Source organism: Streptomyces noursei, assembly GCF_016917755.1.
Lineage (GTDB): Bacteria > Actinomycetota > Actinomycetes > Streptomycetales > Streptomycetaceae > Streptomyces > Streptomyces yunnanensis.
The window spans coordinates 1,254,761-1,274,746 of record NZ_CP070326.1 but is presented as its reverse complement, the minus strand read 5'-3'; the positions used below and the strand labels follow the sequence as shown (position 1 = coordinate 1,274,746).

At 72.1% G+C, this 19,986-nt stretch carries 17 protein-coding genes; 1 reads left to right on the top strand and 16 read right to left on the bottom strand.

Translation table 11 applies throughout. The features are described from left to right. Nucleotides 1-66: 66 nt before the first annotated feature. Complete coding sequence (locus tag JNO44_RS44355) at nucleotides 67-189, bottom strand: hypothetical protein (RefSeq protein ID WP_275695738.1); 123 nt, start codon at nucleotides 187-189, stop codon at nucleotides 67-69. A gap of 236 nt (nucleotides 190-425) precedes the next feature. On the opposite strand from JNO44_RS44355, the gene JNO44_RS05590 reads away from it, so the two are divergent. Further along, nucleotides 426-1,118: a phosphatase PAP2 family protein gene (locus tag JNO44_RS05590; RefSeq protein ID WP_205361925.1), complete on the top strand. Its 693-nt coding sequence runs from the start codon at nucleotides 426-428 to the stop codon at nucleotides 1,116-1,118. Between the two features lie 31 nt (nucleotides 1,119-1,149). On the opposite strand, the gene JNO44_RS05585 is transcribed toward JNO44_RS05590, so the two are convergent. From JNO44_RS05585 to JNO44_RS05515, 15 genes are read right to left on the bottom strand one after another with little or no spacing between them, the layout of a single operon-like run. Continuing rightward, nucleotides 1,150-2,559 (bottom strand): glutamate-1-semialdehyde 2,1-aminomutase, encoded by a 1,410-nt coding sequence (locus JNO44_RS05585; protein WP_205361923.1) that lies wholly within the window; start codon nucleotides 2,557-2,559, stop codon nucleotides 1,150-1,152. A gap of 7 nt (nucleotides 2,560-2,566) precedes the next feature. After that, on the bottom strand, nucleotides 2,567-3,118 hold the full coding sequence (locus tag JNO44_RS05580) for a dTDP-4-dehydrorhamnose 3,5-epimerase family protein (protein ID WP_205369406.1): 552 nt from the start codon (nucleotides 3,116-3,118) through the stop codon (nucleotides 2,567-2,569). 11 nt (nucleotides 3,119-3,129) lie between these two features. Continuing rightward, nucleotides 3,130-4,413 carry a polysaccharide pyruvyl transferase family protein gene (locus JNO44_RS05575; protein WP_205361922.1) on the bottom strand — a complete coding sequence of 428 codons (1,284 nt, stop codon included), beginning with the start codon at nucleotides 4,411-4,413 and terminating at the stop codon, nucleotides 3,130-3,132. Continuing rightward, nucleotides 4,410-5,357: a glycosyltransferase family 2 protein gene (locus tag JNO44_RS05570; RefSeq protein WP_205361920.1), complete on the bottom strand. Its 948-nt coding sequence runs from the start codon at nucleotides 5,355-5,357 to the stop codon at nucleotides 4,410-4,412. Before JNO44_RS05570 ends, JNO44_RS05575 begins: the two co-directional genes overlap by 4 nt. Next, nucleotides 5,354-6,664, bottom strand: coding sequence for an MATE family efflux transporter (locus tag JNO44_RS05565; protein WP_205369405.1), 1,311 nt, complete (start codon nucleotides 6,662-6,664; stop codon nucleotides 5,354-5,356). The genes JNO44_RS05570 and JNO44_RS05565 overlap by 4 nt, the downstream gene beginning before the upstream one ends. A 5-nt stretch (nucleotides 6,665-6,669) precedes the next feature. Then, nucleotides 6,670-7,944: a DUF4910 domain-containing protein gene (locus tag JNO44_RS05560; RefSeq protein ID WP_205361918.1), complete on the bottom strand. Its 1,275-nt coding sequence runs from the start codon at nucleotides 7,942-7,944 to the stop codon at nucleotides 6,670-6,672. Then, nucleotides 7,941-8,966, bottom strand: coding sequence for an NAD-dependent epimerase/dehydratase family protein (locus tag JNO44_RS05555; protein WP_205361916.1), 1,026 nt, complete (start codon nucleotides 8,964-8,966; stop codon nucleotides 7,941-7,943). Before JNO44_RS05555 ends, JNO44_RS05560 begins: the two co-directional genes overlap by 4 nt. Nucleotides 8,967-8,969: 3 nt before the next feature. Beyond that, nucleotides 8,970-9,617, bottom strand: coding sequence for a PIG-L deacetylase family protein (locus JNO44_RS05550; protein ID WP_205361915.1), 648 nt, complete (start codon nucleotides 9,615-9,617; stop codon nucleotides 8,970-8,972). Beyond that, the gene (locus JNO44_RS05545) at nucleotides 9,614-10,447 is read right to left on the bottom strand and encodes a glycosyltransferase family protein (RefSeq protein ID WP_205361912.1); all 834 of its coding nucleotides are present in this window, start codon (nucleotides 10,445-10,447) and stop codon (nucleotides 9,614-9,616) included. Before JNO44_RS05545 ends, JNO44_RS05550 begins: the two co-directional genes overlap by 4 nt. A 13-nt stretch (nucleotides 10,448-10,460) precedes the next feature. After that, nucleotides 10,461-11,696: a class I SAM-dependent methyltransferase gene (locus JNO44_RS05540; protein WP_205361910.1), complete on the bottom strand. Its 1,236-nt coding sequence runs from the start codon at nucleotides 11,694-11,696 to the stop codon at nucleotides 10,461-10,463. Then, complete coding sequence (locus JNO44_RS05535) at nucleotides 11,697-12,917, bottom strand: glycosyltransferase (RefSeq protein WP_205361908.1); 1,221 nt, start codon at nucleotides 12,915-12,917, stop codon at nucleotides 11,697-11,699. A gap of 2 nt (nucleotides 12,918-12,919) precedes the next feature. Then, the gene (locus JNO44_RS05530) at nucleotides 12,920-14,224 is read right to left on the bottom strand and encodes an O-antigen ligase domain-containing protein (protein WP_205361906.1); all 1,305 of its coding nucleotides are present in this window, start codon (nucleotides 14,222-14,224) and stop codon (nucleotides 12,920-12,922) included. A gap of 1 nt (nucleotide 14,225) precedes the next feature. After that, on the bottom strand, nucleotides 14,226-15,764 hold the full coding sequence (locus JNO44_RS05525; protein WP_205361904.1) for a right-handed parallel beta-helix repeat-containing protein: 1,539 nt from the start codon (nucleotides 15,762-15,764) through the stop codon (nucleotides 14,226-14,228). Between the two features lie 8 nt (nucleotides 15,765-15,772). After that, entirely contained in the window at nucleotides 15,773-17,779 is a 2,007-nt protein-coding gene (locus JNO44_RS05520) for an alginate lyase family protein (RefSeq protein ID WP_205361902.1), read from the bottom strand. After that, entirely contained in the window at nucleotides 17,776-19,971 is a 2,196-nt protein-coding gene (locus JNO44_RS05515) for a bi-domain-containing oxidoreductase (RefSeq protein ID WP_205361900.1), read from the bottom strand. Before JNO44_RS05515 ends, JNO44_RS05520 begins: the two co-directional genes overlap by 4 nt. Between the last annotated feature and the right edge of the window lie 15 nt (nucleotides 19,972-19,986).

Genomic DNA, 19,986 nt, shown 5'->3' with positions numbered 1-19,986 from the left:
CCAGGGGAGGGGCTCGTGCGGTCCTTTCGACCTAGGGCGCGTACCTCGGCTGCCACGCCCGACGCCTCAGGTGGTCAGAGCGGCGCTGGACAGCCAGCGGGACTCTTGCGAGGCGTGGTAGAAGGTTCGCTCGATCGTCCAGCCCAGGGCGCCGCGGGTGATTCCTGTGCTCTGGGCGATGTCGCCCACGTCCAGGATCCGGCCGTGCGCGCGCCCGGGGCGGGCCTGCGGTCGCAGGGGGGCGGTGAACCGGATTGTTGGTTAGGGTGGCAACTGGAGGCTGATCGTGCGGTGTTGGCCAGGGGGACTGCCGGGATGGCGAGTTCGGGACTGCGCGGGCTGGCGGATCCTGCGGTGTCGTACAGGCCGGGAGCGGGTGGCCGCGGGGCTGTGGACGCAGTCGGACCGGGCGCGGGGGCGGGCGTGTGACCGGCCGGTCGGCGCCCGCGGCGCTGCCTCCGTCGCTGCGCTCGTGGCTCGGGCTGATTGCGGCCCTCGCCGCGCTGGTGGTCGCCGTGCTCGGGGTCCTGTACGCCGGCGACGGCAAGCCCGGCAGGGTGGATGTGTGGATCCGGGCGGCGGTGGGCGGTGTGCGGCCGTCGTGGCGGTATGTCGCTCTGGCCATGGACTTCTTGGGGGAGCCCGCCGGGTCGGCGACGCTGGTCGCGGTCACCGTGACGGGCTGCCTGCTGCTTCGGCGTCCTCGCACAGCGGTGTTCGCGGTTGCCGGCGTCGGCATGGCGGTGGGGACGACGACGCTGCTCAAGCACCTGGTGGGGCGCACCATCCACGGTGACAATCTGTCCTACCCGAGCGGGCACACCGCCTTCTTCACCGCGCTCTCCCTCGTGGTGGCGCTGCTCGCGACCGGCCGGCTCGGCCTCGGCAGGGCTGCCGGCACCCTGCTCGTGCTCGCCGCGGCGCTGGTGGCCGGCGCCGCGATGGGCTGGGCGCAGGTCGTCCTGGGCGCGCACTATCCGACCGACGTCCTCGGCGGCTGGTGCACCGCGTTGGCGGTGACAGCGGCGACCGGGTGGCTGGTCGACCGGCTGGCCGATCGGATGGCCGACCGGTGGGTCGACCGGGCGGCCGATGCCGATCGGCAGGGGCGCCGCTGACACACGTCACATCACGTCATATCTCGGCTCGTCACGACAAGCGGCGGAAGACCGGCTTCACCGGCCGCCCGGCCAGCCAGGGGGTGGGATCGGCGGCGTCAAGTGCCTTGCGGTACACCGCACATGCCTGGGCCACCACCTCCACGGTGCGGTCGATGTCGGCGTCGCCGAGCGCGCTGCTCACCACGAACGACGGGGCCAGTACTCCGCCCGCGAGGAGACGGCGCAGGAACAGGGTGCGGTACTGCTGCGACGGCCGGCGGTTCTCGTCGAGGGTGGCGAAGACCAGGTTGCTGGCCCGGCCCCGGACGACGATGTGGTCGCCGACGCCCATGCTCGCCGCGGCGTCGCGGACCCCCGCGGCCAACCGCTCACCGAGGGCGTGCAGCCGCGCGGTGATCCCCTCCTTGGTGTACGTGGTCTGCACGGCCATCGCGGCGGCCAGCGAGTGCGTTTCCGCGCCGTGTGTGGTGGACAGCAGGAACACCCGGTCGCCGGAGTGACGGAGTCCGCCCTGCTCCATCAGGTCGCGGCGCCCGGCCAGCGCGGAGACGGCGAACCCGTTGCCCAGCGCCTTGCCGAACGTGGAGAGGTCGGGGACGACGCCGTACAGGCCCTGGGCGCCCGCCTCGGACCAGCGGAAGCCGGTGATCATCTCATCGAAGATCAGTACGCAGCCGTGCCGGTCGGCCAGTTCGCGCAGGCCGGCGAGGTACCCGGGAGTGGGGTCTGCACTGCTCTGGGGGCACCTCCCGGCCGAAGGCCGGGGGAGGAGTTGAGAGCTTGGGAACGGCTCGGTGTGGGTGGCGGGTTCGAGGATCAGGCAGGCGATCTCGCCCTGATGGCGGGTCAGCAACTCCTCCGTGGCGGCCAGGTCCCCGTAAGGGAAGGACACCGTGAGCTCGGTGGTCGCGGCCGGGATACCGGCCGACATCGGGGTGGTGCCGATGAACCAGTCGTCGACGGAGAAGAACGGGTGGTCGCCGCAGACGGCCACCCGCGGGCGCCCGGTGACGGCGCGGGCGAGGCGCACCGCGGCGGTGGTGGCGTCGGAGCCGTTCTTCGTGAACTTCACCATCTCGGCGGTGGGCACCGTGGCCAGGAAGCGTTCCGCGGCCTCGACCTCCAGGATGGACGGCCGGACGAAGTTGCTGCCGCGGTGGAGTTCCCGCCGCACCGCCTCGATCACGCGGGGGTGGGCGTGACCGAGACTGACCGACCGCAGGCCGGAGCCGTACTCGATGTAGCGGTTGCCGTCGATGTCCCACACGTGGGCACCGCGGCCGTGGCTGATGACCGGGGCGAGGTTCTCGGGGTACTGGTCGTCGCCCTTGGCGTAGGTGTGCGCGCCCCCGGGGATCAGGGCGTGCAGCCGCTCGTTCGCCTGTCGCGAGCGGGGCAGGCTGAGCTCTTCGGTTTCTGCTGTGTTCTCGGTGACCACGCCGACCTCAACTCTCCATGTTCTGAAGGGCCTTGGCGAGGCGCGGTGCCTCCAGGTCCCGCTGGGACATCGATGTGACCGGCAGCGGCCAGGGGATGGCGAGCTCCGGGTCGTCGAAGGCGATCGTCACGTCCTCGGCCGGATCGTGCGGGCGGTCGATCCGGTACGAGGTGTCGGCGGTCTCGGTCAGCGCCTGGAAGCCGTGCGCGCACCCCGCCGGGATGTACAGGGTCAGCTGCGTCTCGCCGGACAGCTCGAAGAAGGCCCGGTTGCGGTAGGTCGGCGAGTCCGTCCGCAGGTCCACGACGACGTCGAAGATCCTCCCGTACGAGCAGCGCACCAGCTTGGCCTCGCCGGCGCCGGAGCGCAGGTGCAGGCCGCGCAGCACGCCCCGGACCGAGCGGGACACGCTGTCCTGGACGAAGGAGTCCGGGTCGAGGCCCACCGAGCGGACCACGTCGGCGTCGAAGGTGCGGCAGAAGAAGCCGCGTTCATCGGCGTACGGCGTCGGTTCGAAGAGGTACGCGCCGGCTATCGCCGGGACTTCGGTCGCTTTCATTCCGGGCGCGTTCATGGAGCCTCCCGCAAGGCGTGGGCATGGGCGTGGGCGTGGTCGTTCGTCCGGAAAACGGCCCTGGTCAAGGCCGTGAACTGGTGGTCGAGTTGCCGCGCGGCGACCAGGTTCCGCTCGGCGAGGGTCCGTCGCAGCTCCGCCGATCGCTGCTCCAGCGCCCGGAACTGCTGGAGCAGCCGGTCGGCGTCGACCTCGCGAGCCGAGTGGCAGTACGCACCGAGCCCCATCCGATCCATGAGTGCGTCGCTCTTCGCCGCGTAGCTGAGTGCCAGCGTCGGCGTGCCGACCTTCAGCGCGCAGATCAGGTTGTGGTAACGGGTCGCCACCACGGCGTCGGCCGCCGCCGTCTCCTTCATCAGGTCGGCCAGCGAGCGCGCCTCGGTAGCGGTGACCAGCGGTGAGTCCACCGCGTCGAGGATGGCGGTGACCACCGGCGCGTCGCAGGCGTCGCCGGTGAGCAGCCGGACCGGCCGGCCGTCCTCGACCAGCGCGCGGACGAAGCGCGTTGTCCCGTCGAGGTAGCGCCGGTGGATCTCCTCGGCGCGGGCACGGTCGTCGTTGCCGCCGTGGAAGTCCATGACGCCGACGCAGATCGGGCCCGGTGTGTTCGAGGGCGCTTCCGCAAGCTCTCCGACAGGCTCCGAGCGGGGGATACCCCATTCCCGCGGTGTGGGCAGGGCGAACGCGAGGTCCGGGTAGACCTCGTCGCGCGTGGTGTCCACGCCCATCTCCCGTAGCGCGGCGCGGGATTGAGCGTCCCGGTACGACCGGTACGTGGCCAGCCGCGCCGACCAGCGCACCAGCGCCCGGGTCGCCCGGTCGCCGATCGGTGCGGCGCCGACGCCGACCAGCGCGACCCGGGTGCCGAACAGCCGGCCGGACGCGCAGAGCAGGAACAGCGCGTACGGGAAGCCCCACGGCCGCAGCGGCAGCGTCGCCTCCAGGATGCCCATGCCCGGCACGATCACCACGTCGTGCCGGCGCACCCAGGCGGCGGTGCGCACGACGTCGACGAGTTTGCCCAGGCCCTTGGCCGCGATCGCACCCACCCTGGACGCGGTCCGGTACTCCCCGCGGTACCAGTGCAGCCGCGTCGCGGGGATCCGGTACCGGGACGCGACGACCTCGGGTCCGCCGCACAGTGCGTCCACGACCGCCGTCGGGTGCGCGGCGCGGAGGTACCCCAGCACGGCCTCCAGGGATCCGTCGTTGCCGAGGTTGCCGGAGCCGAGCAGGCCGAACACCCCGACGCGCAGGGGAGTTTCGCCCGTGGATGTCATGCCTGCCGTCCCTCACGGCCGGCCACCACGTCGTCGACGCGGACGGTGAGCTCGGCCGCTGCGACCGGGGCGCGGTCCTCGACCCGCTCGCCGGCGCCCGGCCGGACCCGGCTGGTCATCCATGCGGCCAGGTGCCGGAAGCACGCGCGCCGGTCGGCCGCGGACAACGGCGCCCGCCGGATCGCCGAGACGAAGCCCTGGACGTACTCGGCGAGCAACCGGGGCGTCGGGTGCAGCGGGCCCGCCCGGCGCGGATCCAGGTTGACGCACCGGGAGCGCTTGGAGGGGTTCGCCCGCTCGGCGCGGGTGGGGTGGTCGCGGCGGAAGTACAGCAGTTCCGGCACCTGGTGGAAGGGTCCGTGCAGGACGATCTCGGCGACGAACGTGCGGTCCGCGTGGTGGTAGCTGTCGTGCGGTTTCACCCGGCGCAGCATGTCGGCACGCATCACGCCGTAGAAGTCGTCGCCACCGGGCTCGAAGAGGAAACTGCGGAAGCGCTCCGGCGCGCTCGGCGAGTCGGTGGCGAGCCCGTACTCGTACGGGACCTTCAGTTGGCCGTCGCCGTCGATGACCGCCTGGCCGGAGTGCGCGAGGACCACGTCCGGCCGCTCGTCCAGCGCCTCCACGCAGCGCCGCAGCAGGTCCCGGGCGTACAGGTCGTCGTGCGAGGCCCACTTGAAGAGCTCGCCGCGGCACTGGGTGAACACGTAGTTGTGGTTCGGTGCGGCGCCGACGTTCCGGGGCAGTCGGAGGTAGCGGATGCGCGCGTCCTGCGCGGCGTACTTGCAGCAGATGTCCTGGGTCCCGTCCGTCGAGGCGTTGTCGGTGATGACCAGCTCGAAGTCCTCGTAGGTCTGGCCGAGCAGGGCGTCGAGCGATTCGGCGAGGTACTCCTCGCCGTTGTACACGGGCAGGCCGATGCTCAACCGGGGATGGGCGGTCATGACGTCCTCACTTCGGGGATGGGGTTCCGGTGGTGCTCGCGCAGGGCGGACCGCAGCTGCAGCCACCACACGGCCGAGCCGCAGACGGTCGCGGCGGCGACGCCCCAGGCCGAGCCGACCGTGCCGGCCGCGGCCGCACCGCCGAGCCCGCCGATGACGTAGCAGGTGGAGGCGAACAACTGGCAGCGCAGGCTGCGCCGGGCCGCGGCGAGCGCGCGCAGCCCGGCCGCCGCGCCGGTGCCGAGGCCGGCGCCCGCGACGCCGAGCGTGGCCGGCACGATGAGCGCCGAGGCAGAGCTCCAGACGCCGCCGAGCACGAGCTCGCCGACCCGGTCCGGCACCAGCAGCAGCGCCGCGCCCCAGAGCAGTGCGGCGACGGCCTGCCCGCCGCCCAGCAGGAGGCAGAACGTGCCGAGGCGGTGCGGGGTCCGCCGCAGCACCCGTGCCGCCTCCGCGACGGTGACCAGCGAAAGACCCATCAGCACGGCCATGAACGGGCCGAGCAGGAGCTCGGCACCCCGGACCGCACCCACCGCGCCGACCCCGACGATCGCGCCGAGCCCGTACGCCCGGAGCTGGCTCGCGCCGCTCGTGCTGACGTTCTCCACCAGGTACCGGTAGCCGAGGTCCCGGTGCTCGCGCAGCCACTCGCGCGCTCCGGTCGACCGGGGCCGGATACCGGACTGGAGAGAGCCGTAGGCCGCGGCCACCGCGGCGGACGCGCCCCAGGCGAGCACGAAGGCGGCCACGCTGCCCACACGGGCCGCCAGCACCATGGCCGGGACGAGCGCGACGCCCCACACCAGGTCGTTGACGAACGCCTTCCGCCCGGTGCCGGCGGCGAAGAACGCGTACCGCCAGGCATCCTGCAACAGCAACCCCGGCAGCACGACACCGAGGCAGGCGAACGCGGAGCCCACGTCACCGCCGAGCACCAGGCCGACCGCCAGGCACGCCGCGCCGATGGCGGCACCGACGCCGAGCGCGGTGCCCGACGACCGGGCCACCGCCCCGCGCCAGGACGTGTCCGACACGCCGCTGAAGCGCACCACGAGCGGATCGGTGGCCAGCCCGCGGGAGACGCTGAGCACCACGCCGTAGGTCACCCAGGCCAGGCTGAACACGCCGAACGCGGTCAGCCCCAGCGAGCGGGCCACGTAGATCCCCACCACGAAGTTGGACAAGCTGGAGGCCGCCTGGTCTGCCAGTCCCCAGGACAGTCGGCCGACCATGGCCCGCTTGGCGGTCCGCCGGGCGTGTCCGGCCGGGGCCGCCGGTGTCGTCGTCTGCTCCCCTCCGGTGGTCATCGGCGTCATGCCTTGATCAGCCCGGCGGCGCCCAGGGCGCCGGCCGCGACGGCGACGGTGTCGAACGGCAGCCCGGACCGCTCGGCGACGTCCAGCAGACTGTGCTCGCCGTCGGAGAGGTTGAGCACCCAGAGCATGGCCAGCTGGGCCTGCTTGGTGTCGCTGCGCCCGCCGAGCGCGTCGTACAGCCCGCGGCGGCCCAACTGCGGTTCGCCGTAGGGGCTGAGGTTGAGATAGCGCCGGTTGCGGTCGAGCACCGCGAACGCCTCGCGGCAGACGGCGAGGGTGTCCGCCATCGCCTCCGGGGAGACGAAGTCCGGGTTGTCCGCCGAGGTGTGGTACTCGGGGTAGCCGGCGTACGGGGTCCGGCTGAGCGAGCCCACGCCGAGGTCGAACCCGGGTGAGCAGTACTGCCGCTCGTCGTAGCCGTACGGGGTGAACTCGGCGATGTGGTGCGGGCGTTCGGAGGCGGCCAGCACGTGCCGCAGCACCCGGTCGATCTCCGCGTCGCCGCGTCTGCTCTGCTTGTACGTGAGCTGGCCCCGGTCGCCGGTGCAGGCCAGTACCAGGCCGTGCTTGACCCCGTTGATCCGCTCCGCGTTGCGGGCCAGCCAGGTGATCGCGCCGATGGTGCCGGGCGCGTAGATGAACCGGTAGGTGTAGTACGGCGTTTCCTGGGCCAGCGCGCGGGCCAGGAACGTCGCCACCGCGATGCCGGCCAGGTTGTCGTTGGCCAGCGACGGATGGCAGGTGTGGCAGGAGACGATCACCTCGTCGGGGACCTGACCGGGGACCACGTGCTCGGCGTAGGTGAGGTGGCCGTCGGCGAGGGTGGAGTCGATGTGGACCTCGTAGTCGCCTTCCGGTAGTGCGTCGAGGGTCTCCTGGGCCAGGCAGAACCCCCATTCCGGCTTGTAGTAGCTGGTGCGGTACGGCACCCAGGTGGGGTGGTCCGGCAGGGTGTGCAGGTGTTCGCGCAGCTCGGCCAGCGGCATGGTCGCCGCCACCGGCACGCTGTAACCGAGCACGTGCAGGCTGGACTCGGCGAAGTCGACGACCCGCCTGCCCGTGGCGTCGGCGACGTACGCGTCCCGGATGTTCCACTCCTGCGGCACCGTCCAGTCGAGCACCTGGGTCCCGGTCGGCACCTCGTGCACCTGTAGCGGGAGGTACTCGCCGACGATGTCCAGGGTGGTGCGCACACCGTCGCCGGTGATGCTCCGGCACAGCGGGTACAGCCGCTTCACCAGTGCGTGCATCTCTTCGCCGACCGCGGTCATCGGCGCCGCCGCAGGGTGTCGTCGACGGCGCCGGCGTCGGACGCCGCGCGCAGCACGGCCAGGCGGGTGAAGCGCTGCTCGAAGTCCTCCCGGGTCAGGGCGAACTTCCGGTAGGCGTCGGCGAGTTCACGCGCGCCCCGCTCCACCGTCCACGCGCAGTCGAAGCCGGGGATCGCCGTACGGAACCGGGAGAAGTCCACCCGGTACGAGCGCGGATCGGCGCCGTTCTCCCCGGTGATCCTGACCTTCGCGCCGGCGACCGCCTCGGCGACCTGCTCGGCGATCTCGGCGACCGTGACGTTGTTGGTCTCGCTGCCGATGTTGAACGCCCGGTCGTGCACCGCTTCCCGCGGCGCGGTCAGTGCGGCCGCGAAGGCCCGTGCGATGTCGGCGGCGTGCACCAGCGGGCGCCAGGGGGTGCCGTCGGAGAGCACCAACACCTCGCCGGACAGCAGCGCGTGGCCCACCAGGTTGTTCAGCACGATGTCGGCGCGCAGCCGGGGGGAGTAGCCGAAGGCGGTGGCGTTGCGCATGTACACCGGGGTGAAGTCGCCGTCGGCCAGCGCGTGCAGGTCGTCCTCCACCCGCACCTTGGACTCCGCGTACGGTGTCACCGGGCGCAGCGGGGCGTCCTCGGCCACCAGGTCGTCACCGCCGGCGGCGCCGTAGACCGAGCAGGTCGACGCATACAGGAAGCGTCGTACTCCGGCGTCGCGGGCCAGTTGGGCGAGGTGTACGGACGCGCGGTGGTTGATGTCGTAGGTGAGCTCCGGCGCCAGCGATCCCAACGGGTCGTTGGACAGCGCGGCCAGGTGGATCACGGCGTCCACCCCGGCCACGTGTTCGGCCGTGACGTCGCGCAGGTCCACCTGATGCCCGGACGGGTCCGCAGGTGTCGGGCCGAGGACGCAGTCGGCGAACAGGCCGGCGTCGAGGCCGACGACCTCGTGTCCGGCGGCCGTGAGGACCGGGGCCATCACGGTGCCCAGATAGCCCTGGTGTCCGGTGAGCAGTACGCGCAAGGTTCAATCCCCCAGGTCGAGAGTGAGTTTGGTGACGGCGAACGCCTCGGCGTAGCGCGCGTGGCATTCGATTCCGCGGATCCGGGCGAGGCCGAGGAACGCCTCCCGGTCGTACCAGGGCCGGTGCCGCTGCGAGGGGTAGTGCTCCTGCAGCAGCCGTACCTTCCGTTCGGCGACCTCGGGTGACAGCGGCTGGTACGCCGCCGGGCGGCCGAGGTCGCCGTCCCACTTGACGATCTCGTAGCCGAACACGAGGTGGTCGCGGAACGCGGTGGGAATCAGCTGCGCCAGGCCGCGGTGGTCCTGGTGCGCGTCATCGGTGCGCGGGGCGAGGACGAGGTCCGGCTCGGTCGCCGCGCGCAGCTCCTCGACCGCGGCCTTGGCCTCGTCCCAGTGCACGGGCAGTCGTCCGTCCGGCAACTTGTGCACGGTCAGGTGCAGTTCGGCGCCCGGGCAGAAGGCCGCCAGCGCGGCCTGCTCCTCCTGCTCCCGCTCGCTGCCGCCGCCGGAGAGCACCAGCGCGTCGATGCGGAGACCCGGCCGCGCCAGGCACATCGTCAGCAGCGTGCCGCCGGCGCCGATGGCGATGTCGTCGCAGTGCGCGCCCACCGCGACGATCCGGTCCAGGCGCTCGGGCCCGAGCCGGATCATGCGCTCGCTCCGGCGCAGTCCCTGCTGCCGGTCGCGCCCGCCCCCGCGCCGTCCCGTTCCCACACGGCCCACGGGCGGTCGCCCCGGGCGTAGGCGGCGTCGAGCGCGGCCCGCTCCTTCACGGTGTCGGTGGGCTTCCAGAAGCCGCGGTGCTGGTGCGCCACCAACCTTCCGCGCTTGGCGAGTTGGGCGCATCCGTCAGCGACCAGGTCCCCGTTCTCCGGTATGTGGTCGAAGACCTCCTGGCGGAGCACGAAATAGCCGCCGTTCTCCCACAGCGGCAGTTCGCTGACCGCGGTGATGCCCCCCACCAGGCCGTCCTCGCCCAGGTCCACGCAGTGGAACGAGGACTGCGGCGGCACCACCATCATCGAAGCGCCGGCGTCGCGCCGGGCGAAGGAGTCGATCATCTCCGGCAGCGGGGCGTCGGTGAGCACGTCGGCGTAGTTGGCGAGGAACATCTCGTCGCCGTCCAGGTGGTGCCGCACCCGGCGCAGCCGCTCACCGATCGGCGACTCGACGCCGGTCTGCGCGAACGTGATGGTCCAGTCGGCGATGTCGGTGGACAGCAGCTCGGTCCGCCCGCCCCGGAGCACGAAGTCGTTGGACGTGGTCTCCTCGTAGTTGAGGAAGAAGTCCTTGATGTGGTGCGCCCCGTAGCCCAGGCACAGGATGAACTCCCGGTGCCCGAAGTGCGCGTAGTAGCGCATGACGTGCCAGATCAGCGGCCTGGGGCCGACCATCGCCATCGGCTTGGGCGCTTCATCGTCGACGCCGGCGCCGCTGCGCATCCGCATCCCGTAGCCGCCGCAGAACAGGACGACCTTCATGCTGCAACCTCTTTCACGACATGACCTCGACGATGCTCAGTTCCGGGATGGGGAAGACCAGCCGGCCGCCCCAGGCGTGCACGAAGGACAGCTGCTCGACCAGTTCGTCCCGCAGGTTCCACGGGAGGACCAGGACGTAGTCAGGCTTGTCGGCGGCGATCTGTTCGGGCGGCAGGATCGGTATGCGGGTGCCGGGGGTGAACCTGCCGTGCTTGTAGGGGTTGCGGTCGACCGTGTACGGGAGCAGGTCGGGACGGATGCCGCAGTGGTTGAGCAGGGTGTTGCCCTTGCCCGGGGCGCCGTAGCCGACGACCGTCTCGCCGTGCTCGGCCGCGGTGATGAGGAACTTCAGGAGGTCCCGGCGCACCTTGGCCACCCGGGCGGAGAACTCGGTGTACCCGGACAGCTCCTGCAGCCCGGCGGCCTTCTCCCGGGCCAGTACGTCGGCCACGTGCCGACTCGGCTCGCCGGCCACCTCGACCGGCCGGGCCCACAGCCGGATGGAGCCGCCGTGCGTGGGCAGCAACTCGACGTCCACGAGGGCGAGTCCGCCGCTGGCGAGGGCCCGGATCGCGGACGCGACCGTGTAGTACTGGAAGTGCTCGTGGTAGATCGTGTCGTACTGGTTCTCCTCGATCAGGGTGAGCAGGTGCTGCACCTCGATGGAGACCCAGCCGTCGTCGGCGACCAGGGCGCGCAGCCCCCGGGTGAACCCGACGACGTCGGGGATGTGCGCGTAGACGTTGTTGGCCACGACCAGGTCCGCCGGGCCGTGCTCGGCGCGGACGGCCGAGCCGGTGTCCGGGGACAGGAACTCCGTGAGCGTGGGCACGCCCTTCTCCCGCGCCGCGGCACCGACGTTCACCGACGGCTCGACGCCCAGGCAGCGGATCTCCCGGTCCACCAAGTGCTTCAGCAGGTAGCCGTCGTTGCTCGCGACCTCGACCACGAAGGCGTCGGGGCCGAGCGCGAGGCGCCGCACGGCGTCGGCGACGAACGTGCGCGCGTGTTCCACCCAGGAGGTCGAGTAGGAGGAGAAGTACGCGTACTCGCTGAACGTCTCCTCCGGCGTGATCAGCGGCGGGATCTGCGCCAGCCAGCAGTCGGTGCAGACCCGCAGGTGCAGCGGGTAGGCCGGCTCCGCCCTGTCCAGTTGGTCCGCGGCGAGAAAGCTCTCACATGGTGGCGTCGCCCCGAGGTCGACGACGCTCGCCATCGCTTCCGAGCCGCAGAGTCGGCATCGTGTCATCTACTTCCCCCCATTGATTCCGTCCCCCATTGATTCCGTCCGACCCGCGATCGCGGTGCGGTACGCGTCCACCAGGCGCTCAAGGCCGACGGCCGGGCTGAAACCCCGCTCGTAACGGCGCCGGGCCGCCCGGCCCATCTCCCGGTTGCGGGCCGGCTCGGCCGCGATCCGGCGTATGCAGGACGCGAGCGAGGCGGCCTCGCCCGGCCGGTGCAGCAGCCCGGTCACCCCGTCCTCGACGAGTTCGACGAAGGCACCGTGACCGGCGGCGACGGTCGGGACGCCGGCCGCCATCGCCTCGACGACCACCAGGCCGAACGCCTCCAGCCACGTCGAGGGCGCCAGCACGGCGACCGAGCGCGCGATGGCCTGCCGGCACTGAGCCGTGTCGTACAGGCCGACGTACCGCACGTCGTCCCGGCCCGCCGCCCAGGCGGTCACCTCTCGCTCCAGCGGCCCCGCGCCGGCGACCACGAGCGGCACGCCCAACCCGCCGCTCGCGGCGATCTCGTCCCACGCCGCCATGAGCAGCCGCACGCCCTTGGCCTCCGCGAGCCGACCGAGATAGAGCACCTGCTCGCCGGCGCCCGATCGGCGGGCGCCCGGGTCGGGCACGAAGTTGTGCTTCACCGCCAGCCGTTCGGCCGGCATGCCGGCCCGCACCAGGACGTCGCGCTGTGCCGCGGAGATGCAGAAGAACCGCTCCACGCCAGACCACCACCGTCGCCGGTTGACCGACAGACTGACCGCGAGCGGCACCGTCGCGAGGCGGGAGCCCCGGTAGCAGCCGTGCCGGACGGCGGGCAGCGGCGTCGACCCGACGCACTCGGTGCACGGCCGGCCGTCCCGCTGCAGCGTGCCGGGCGGGCAGACCTGGGTGTAGTTGTGCAGCGTGGCGACTGCGGGCACACCGGCATCGGCGCAGGCGGCCAGCACCGCGGGCGACAGGAGCGGGAAGACGTTGTGGACGTGCACCACGTCCGGCCGCTCGGCACGGAGCCGGGCGGCGAGTTCCGCGCGGACCGCCGGGTTCCACGGCACCAGCAGCGGCACCGCGACCTTGCCCAGCAGGGACCGGGCGGCGATGTCGTCGCTGCGCCGTTCGAACACCTCGACCCGGTGGCCGGCCGCGCGCAGCAGCGCCGCCTCCTGGTCGACGACCTTGTTCTCCCCGCTCGGCTGCGCCGAGGCGTAGCGGTTGTGCACCACGAGGACGTGCATGGTCAGGTCACCTCCGATCTCCGGGCCCAGCGCGGGACGTGTCGTCGAGGAACTTCGGGCGTCGGGACGGGCGCGACCGCGGCAGGTGCCGCCAGCAGCGAGGCGGCGACCGTCAGGTGCAGCAGATACGGCGAGGCGTCGCCCAGCCCGGCCTCGGTGTAGGACGCGATCGCGCAGTAGCCGATCAGGAAGATCGCGCAGGCCCTCGGCAGCGACGGTGGCCGCAGCAATGCGACGCCGCCCAGCACGAGGATGATCGCCGCCACGAGGGCGATGCCGACCAGCCCCTGCTCGTTGTAGACGGCCAGCCAGCTGTTGTCGATCGGCAGCCCGCCGAACGACTTGTCGCCCAGGCCCACGCCGAACAACTGCTCCGTGGTCGTCCGGGGCGCTGCCAGCAGGGCGTCCCAGACCTTGGCCCGACCGGTGAGGTTGGAGAAGTTCTCCTGGCTCTGCCCGCGCAGGAACCACGTCTGCAGCGCGGAGCTGAACGCCACCGCGGCCACCGTGGCGCACACCACCGCCCAGGTGAAGAATCGGCGGGCGGCGGCGCTGGTCAGGATGAGCGAGCCGATCGCCAACGCCAACCCGATGAACAGGCCGAGCGTGGCCGTCCGGGTATGGGTCAACGCCAGCAGGACGAGCGACGGCACGATGACGACCGCCGCGCCGGCCCGGTCGGTCCGGCGGCCCAGGAAGAGCAGCACCGTGAGCCCGACGATCACCGCGGCGTACTGCCCGATCTGCGGCGGGGTGAGCGGCCACAGCGCGCCGACGAGGCGCCCGCCGTAGAGGTCGGGCATGGCCGCGCCCGGTGAGACGACCAGGCCGGCGGCCACCGACCCGAGCACGGCGAAGTACATCCGGATGTGGTGCCGGACGAACGTCGGGCCGCCGTCCCACCAGCGGCTGAGCAGCCACAGCGTGCTGACGAAGAGAGCCAGCCGGGCGCAGCGGAACAGCGCGCCGAACCCGGACTCCAGGAGCGCACTGGAGAGCACGCTCGACACCAGCAGCAGGGTGAGCAGGAACAAGAAGGCGCTGAGGCGGATGCGCAGCCGGACATTGAGGGCGAGCGCCAGCGCGAACGCGGCGACCAGCGAGCCCATGGTGACCAACTGGATGAGCGAGCGGGGCAGCGGAACGATGGTCTTCGCCCCGGCGGAGCCGAGCGTGTTGAGGACCAGCAACCCCCAGACGATCCCGACGAGCTTCGGGGTGCCGGCAGGGCGCGGTGCTGTGCCGGGCTGCGTTCCCGCCGTGTGCAGTCCGCCCGGCAGCGCACCGCGCGTCAGGTCTCCGCCCATCTCAACCACCGGCCCGTGGGTCAAGGGTGCTGCCCGCGTCCTGCCGGTACGGCGTGCCCCGCCACTGCCCGGAGTCGAGCACCTGACTGGGATCGTGGGCGACGAATGTCCACGGTCCGAGGTAGACGTTGTCGTGCCAGCGGTTGTGCTGCTTGTCGGTGATCGCCTCGGCCACCCGGTCGCCCTTGTACGGCGACCAGTCCGGATAGGTGCCGTAGTTGGCGAGCACCGCCATGCGGTCGCACCTCGCCGTGCACTTGACGACGGACTTGTCCAGCACGAAGCGGTTGTCGTGGATGTCCACCCGCTGGGTCTTCCACCGGCAGTCGGCGTAGAGCGGTGGACTGGCGATCGCCGGCTCCGCGCAGCGGTGGGGGTCCCGCACCAGCAGGGTGCAGTCACCGGACGAGGTGTTGGCCGGGCTGTTGCAGAACCGGTCGGCGTTTTCCCACAGGGTGATCCCGGACCAGTTGTCCTCCAGCACGTTCCGGTAGATCTCGATCTCGTCGGTGCGGGCCCGGATCCGTGGTTCGCCACCTGACTCGGACAGATAGACGGTCGCGAACGGGAAGTTGTCGCCGCGGTCGGCCGCCTTGCGGCCCTCGACCCAGTTGTTCCGCCGGATCGTGTTGTTCCGGATGACCGCGTTGTAGCTGGTCTCGTAGATCAGGGCGGCGCCGTCGTTGGCTTCGAGCACGTTGTTCTCGATGCGGAAGTCGTTGTTGTTGGTGTCCGCCCACAGCCCTGTTCCGCGGTTGTCGTGCACCCAGTTGCCGCGTACGTCGGCGCCGTTGACGGCCCAGAACTTCACGCCTCCGGTGCAGCCGCAGCCCGGCCGCCGCCGTTCCCAGTCGCCGGTGTTGTTGCCCACGATCTCGTTGCCCTCGACCACCAGGTCGCTGACCCGGCCGCCGGTCGTGTACGCGTTCATTCCGTACTGTCCGTTGTCGCGCAGGCAGTTGGCGCGGACCCGCTGGTGGGCACCGGCCATCAGCCCGGCACCGGAGTTGTCCTGGATCGTCGCGTGCTCGATCACCCACCCGTCGGCCGAGTCGTGGTTGACCACGCCCTCGTTCTGCGGCGCGACGAAACCCTGCACGGTCAGATAGCGGATGGTGACGTCGCGGGCGGTACCGCCGAACGCGTACTGGTTCTTCTCCCGACCGTCGAGCACCGCGCCCGGCGCACCGAGGTAGCGGTCCCCCTCCTTGGGGACGACCTGGGCATAGCGATCCGGGTCGAGCCTGTGCTTGCCCGGTCGAAGCCAGAACGTGGTGTTCGGGGGGTTGCTCTTGGTCTTCGCTGCCAGGTCACCGACCTCCGCGGGGTCGACCGGCACCGCACCCGCCGGTGCCTGCGTCGGCCCGGCCGCGGGCCTGCCGCACACCCGGGCCAGGGACGTGGACAGCACCCCGGACGTGGTCGGCGCGGCGGTCGGCTCCGCCCGGGCGCCTGGTGTGCTCGCACAGCCGGTCGCCGCCAGCAGGGCCAGCGTCAGCGGTGCCGCCGCGGACGCCCAGTGCCGCCTCTTGATTCCCACGCGCCCCCCTAGCCGCGGAACCTGAGCACGGTGGTGAACTTCCCTGACGGCGCAGCGCCGTCGACGAAGCCGGTGCCGACCAGCGTGGTGGTGGGTTCCTTGCGCCCGAAGCCGGCGGAGTACCAGCCCAGCATGGGGTATCCCCTGCTCGAAGAGCTTGGGGAAGGGTCGCTCTCGCCGCGGTGCGCACGCCAGCTCAGCTGCCCGGGCAGGTCGAGCACCGCGGAGCGCCCCTCGCCGTCCCGGATCCAGGTGAGCACTGCCCGGTTCCCCACCAGGTCCGCGGCGATCGCCGGGCCGAGGTGGAACGCCAGGTGCACGGCCCGGCGCGGGCCGCGCACCTCGTCGACCACCGTCAACTCCTTCTTCTCGGCGGTCAGTTCCACCCGGCGGCGGTGCACGGACGGCTGGTAGCCGTCGTGCTCGGCACACCAGCGGACCACACCCTCATCGGATGTGTCCGCGGTCAGGACGCGGCTCCTGGCATGCCGGGTCCACAGGAACGGGCCGCCGGAGACGGACTGGTCACTGCCGTCCAGCCGCAGGGTGTTGTGGCCGAGGGTGGACCGGAAGTACTGCCGCCACTCGGGCTGCCCGTGGTAGCAGAACGTCCCCGGGTCGGCGAGCACGTCCACCCCGTCGTGCCGGACCTCCACGGACAGCGCGTCCGCATGGGCATGCGCGGCGATGGACAGGAAGCCGTGCGGACCGCCGTCGCAGCGGCACCAGATCTCCCCCGGACCGCGCAGGATGGTCATCCCCGCGTCGGCGAAATGGGCCGGTCGGCTCGCCGGGCGGGTCACGGCCGGCGCCGTTCCGACTTTCGCGTACGGCCGGATGAGCGCGGCCAGCAGCGGGGTGCGCACATCGGTGCCGGTCACCGTCGGCCACCAGGCGAGCCGACCGAACACGGCGTCGCCGGTGGCCAACAGCGAGGCCCAGCGGTCGGTGCCCGCGCCGTCCACGACCAGACCGTGCCCGTCGTCCGCGTCGCCCTGGCGCGGCGGCCGCAACCGGCTGTCCACGACGGCCGCGAGCGCGTCGGTCATCCGCAGCAGGACCAGTCGGACGGTCGCGGGGACCGGCACGGCGGCGGCATCCGCCTCGGCCACCGCGGCCAGGCCGAGCTCCAGCACGAGTCCGTGGTACTCGGTCGCCAACTCGCGGTTGAGGCCGGAGTGGAAGGTGTTGCCGCGCAGATGCCGCTCCAGCGACCGCAGCGCGCCGGCCCGCCAACGCGCCGAGGCGGGGAACCATCCGAACGCGCAGGCCGCGGCGAACTGCCCGGCGGCCTCGGCGATGACGTGGTTGTTCGCCGAGGACCCCCGGCTGGGGAAGGCTGCCAGCCAGCGCTGGTGGTGCCAGATCTGGTTCAGCGCCACCGGGTTGCCCTCGAACAGAGCGGCCGCGCCCGGCCAGCCGTCGAGCAGCCGCCGGATCCACACCCAGGACAGCAGCCGGATGCCCAGCTCGATGCCGCTGACCCAATGCACGCCGTGCAGCGGTGGGTTGGCCGCCCACCACGACCGCAGGTGCTCGGCCACGCGCTCGGCGTACCGCTGGTCGCCGGTGATCGCGTAGGCGGCGGCCAGCACGGTGAGGTACTGATGCCGGGACGGTTCCCAGATCTGCTTGATGTCGCCGACCGCGTCCTCGTTCCGGTACGGCACGTCGAAGGCGTAGCCCCCCGGGGCCCGGCGCCCGGTCTTCGGGTCGTACCACCAGTCCGGGGCGGCCAGGTCCTCGCGGACCACCCCGAAGTACTCGGCGTGCCCGTCCATCAGCCGGTCCGCCGTTGCGAGGAGGCGTTTCGCGGCGTCCGGAGGTATGCCGGCGATCGTCCCGGCGGGCAGTACCGCGGCGAACCGGGCGCCGGACACGCTCGGGCAGTGCGGCCGCGCCGACCGCCACCGCCGCCTGCGCACCGCGTCGCCCACCCGGCCGGCGACCTCCCGCGGTCCCATCCGGGACAGCCGGCGCAGGTACCAGCCCGGACTCCCCGAGCTCACCGTCATCGCGTCCTCGCCAACGTCACCGGTGCGCCGCCGGCCAGGCTGGCCCGCACGGCGAGGGTGGCCGCCGTGGTGGCGACCAGCGACTCCAGCGGCACCGGCATCGGCCCGCCGGTCCGCACGGCCCTGACGAACGCGGCCAGTTCGGCGGACTGGCCCTTGTCCCGGGCCTTGGGCAGCCGTGCACTGACCCACTTCTTGCGGCCGGCTGTGCTGGCGAAATACACCGAGGCGCGGACGAAGTCGTCGAGCCGCAGCACCTTGCCGTCCGCGACGAGGTCCAGGGTCTCCTTGGGGAACCCGGGCGCACCGCTGGTGACGTAGCTGATGGTGGCGGTGGACCCGTCCGGGTAGCGCAGCACAGCCTGGATGTCACCGCCGCCCTCGTTGCCGGACGAGGCGACCGCGTACACCGAGACCGGGTCGGCGCCGAGCAGCCAGCTCGCCGTGTCGACGAAGTGTCCGCCCTCGCCCTCGAACCGCGAGCCCTCGGTGCCCTGTTGGAGGTACCAGCTGCCGTGCTGCAGCCGGTCCGCGTTGACCAGGTAGCGCAGGTGCGCCGGGCCGGTCCGGGCGCCGAACCGCTTCCCGGCCTCGGTCAGCAGCGGCGCGAACCGGCGGTTGAAGCCCACCTGCAGCCGGTCGTTGCCGGACTCCTCCACCGCCGCGAGCACGCCGGTCAGCTCGTCCTCGGTGAGCGCCAGGGGCTTCTCCACGAACACCGCCTTGCCGGCAAGGAGTGCCTTGCGCGTCAGTTCGGCGTGCGAGCTGTGGCGGGTGACCACGAACACCGCGTCGATGGCCTTGTCGCCGAGCACGGCGTCCAGGTCGGTGGTCGCCTGGGCGAAGCCGAACTTCCGCTGCGCGTTGGCCGCGGACAGCGCCGTCGTGGTGACGACGGCCGACAGCTCGACGCCGTCGCGCTGTGCCAGGTGCGGCAGCAGCATCGACGTCGCGTAGTTCCCCGCGCCGACGAACGCGAGGCGGACCGGTGTCCTGGTGGCCCGGGCCGGCCTTGGCCGCACGTTGACCGCGGGCACGGCAACCTCCGGGGCCGGGGCCTCCGGCGCGTGTGGGGGGTAGCGGAACAGCACGGCCACGGCCTTCAAGTCGCCGTCCTTCAGGCGCTGGTACGTCTCGACGGCGTCGTCGAAGTCGGCCACGTGGGAGACCAAGGGCTCCACGTCGACGCGGCCGCGGGCGACGAGGTCGAGGAAGCACGCCAGGTTGCGGCGCTCGGTCCAGCGCACATAGCCGATCGGGTAGTCGCGCCCTTCGAGCTCGTACTCCGGGTCGTAGCGTCCGGGGCCGTAGGAGCGGGAGAACCGGACGTCGAGCTCCTTCTCGTAGTACGCGTTCCACGGCAGGTCCAGGCGGCACTTGCCGATGTCGACGACCCGGCCGCGGTCCCGGCACAGCCGGGCGGCCAGTTCGACGGGCTGGTTGCTGCCGCCGCCGGCGGCCAGGTACACCTGGTCCACGCCGTGGCCGTCGGTGAGTTCGGCGACGGCGGCCTCCACGGCCGCGGACGCGGGATCGCCGCAGGACGCGGCGCCCAGGCGCTCCGCCAGCTCGCAGCGCACCGGGTCGGGGTCGACCCCGACGACGCGGACTCCGGAGGCGACGAGGAGCTGCACCACCAACTGCCCGATCAGGCCGAGGCCGATGACCAGCGCCACGTCGCCGAGCTGCGGCTCGCCGCGGCGGACGCCCTGCAACGCGATCGACCCGACGGTGCCGAAGGCCGCGTGCCGCGGCGCGAGACGGTCTGGCACCCGGGCGTAGAGGTTCTTCGGCACCCAGTTCAGCTCGGCGTGCAGCGCGTGCTCGTTGCCGGCGCAGGCCACCAGGTCGCCGACCTTCACCTCGTCGATCCCGGTGCCGACCTGCTCGACCACCCCGCACAGCGAGTAGCCCAGCGGCGTGTAGGAGTCCAGCTTGCCCATCACCTTGCGGTAGGTGGCGGGCAGCCCGTTGGTGGCCACGCTCTGCATGACCTTGGCCACCTGGTCCGGCCGGGAGCGGGCCTTGCCCAACATCGACATACCGGCCTCGGAGACCTTCATGAGCTCGGTCCCGGTGGATATCAGCGAGTAGGCGCTGCGGACCAGCACACCGCCCGGCTTGCACCCCGGCACCGGCACGTCGAGCACCGCCAGCTCACCGCTCTTGTAGTTCTGCACAACCTGTTTCACCCAAGTCCCCTTGCT

What these genes read in the sequence shown, in the direction of transcription:
- JNO44_RS05580 (WP_205369406.1), bottom strand. Translation starts at nt 3,118, where the DNA reads ATGAAAGCGACCGAAGTCCCGGCGATAGCCGGCGCGTACCTCTTCGAA.
- JNO44_RS05575 (WP_205361922.1), bottom strand. Translation starts at nt 4,413, where the DNA reads ATGACATCCACGGGCGAAACTCCCCTGCGCGTCGGGGTGTTCGGCCTG.
- JNO44_RS05570 (WP_205361920.1), bottom strand. Translation starts at nt 5,357, where the DNA reads ATGACCGCCCATCCCCGGTTGAGCATCGGCCTGCCCGTGTACAACGGC.
- JNO44_RS05565 (WP_205369405.1), bottom strand. Translation starts at nt 6,664, where the DNA reads ATGACCACCGGAGGGGAGCAGACGACGACACCGGCGGCCCCGGCCGGA.
- JNO44_RS05560 (WP_205361918.1), bottom strand. Translation starts at nt 7,944, where the DNA reads ATGACCGCGGTCGGCGAAGAGATGCACGCACTGGTGAAGCGGCTGTAC.
- JNO44_RS05550 (WP_205361915.1), bottom strand. Translation starts at nt 9,617, where the DNA reads ATGATCCGGCTCGGGCCCGAGCGCCTGGACCGGATCGTCGCGGTGGGC.
- JNO44_RS05545 (WP_205361912.1), bottom strand. Translation starts at nt 10,447, where the DNA reads ATGAAGGTCGTCCTGTTCTGCGGCGGCTACGGGATGCGGATGCGCAGC.
- JNO44_RS05540 (WP_205361910.1), bottom strand. Translation starts at nt 11,696, where the DNA reads ATGACACGATGCCGACTCTGCGGCTCGGAAGCGATGGCGAGCGTCGTC.
- JNO44_RS05535 (WP_205361908.1), bottom strand. Translation starts at nt 12,917, where the DNA reads ATGCACGTCCTCGTGGTGCACAACCGCTACGCCTCGGCGCAGCCGAGC.
- JNO44_RS05530 (WP_205361906.1), bottom strand. Translation starts at nt 14,224, where the DNA reads ATGGGCGGAGACCTGACGCGCGGTGCGCTGCCGGGCGGACTGCACACG.
- JNO44_RS05520 (WP_205361902.1), bottom strand. Translation starts at nt 17,779, where the DNA reads ATGACGGTGAGCTCGGGGAGTCCGGGCTGGTACCTGCGCCGGCTGTCC.